The 372-nt window shown below is 41.4% G+C and carries 1 protein-coding gene; it reads right to left on the bottom strand.

Annotated elements, in window-relative coordinates:
* The coding region (locus tag R2R70_RS19195) for a hypothetical protein (protein WP_410978779.1) at positions 1–303 on the bottom strand (303 nt) is incomplete at its 3' end.
* Positions 304–372 lie beyond the last annotated feature (69 nt).

The raw sequence follows: 372 nt of genomic DNA, 5'->3' as shown, positions 1-372 counted from the left end.
TTTTTCTGCAGGTAAGCCCAATTCAGCCTCTAACTGTTCTGGTTCTGGCTCAGCAATGTGGACAACACCGCTCTGATCTACTTGATAATTTACTATAGGTCGCTCAGTGTGAGCGTTGATCTGCACGTTATAGCTGACAACATCGCTCTCAATTTCAACACGCACATCGTTATCAATCATTTCAGCAAGGTTTTGAATGCTGTTTCCTAGATCCTTCGTTGAGATTTCAAGGACCAATTCTGTAACACCCTTAGGCTTGTGATTTACTTTCTTGACTGATCCATCAAAATTTACAAAAGACATATTTGTTCCTCCTCATGGGTTGGTTTGAGAGTTGAGACTTCGACTTCAATTCTCGGTGAACTGCTATAG

This window comes from Cobetia sp. SIMBA_158 (genome assembly GCF_046566945.1).
GTDB classification, from domain to species: Bacteria; Pseudomonadota; Gammaproteobacteria; order Pseudomonadales; family Halomonadaceae; genus Cobetia; species Cobetia amphilecti.
Note: the sequence above shows the minus strand (reverse complement) of the source record. Positions and strands in the feature narration are given on the sequence as shown.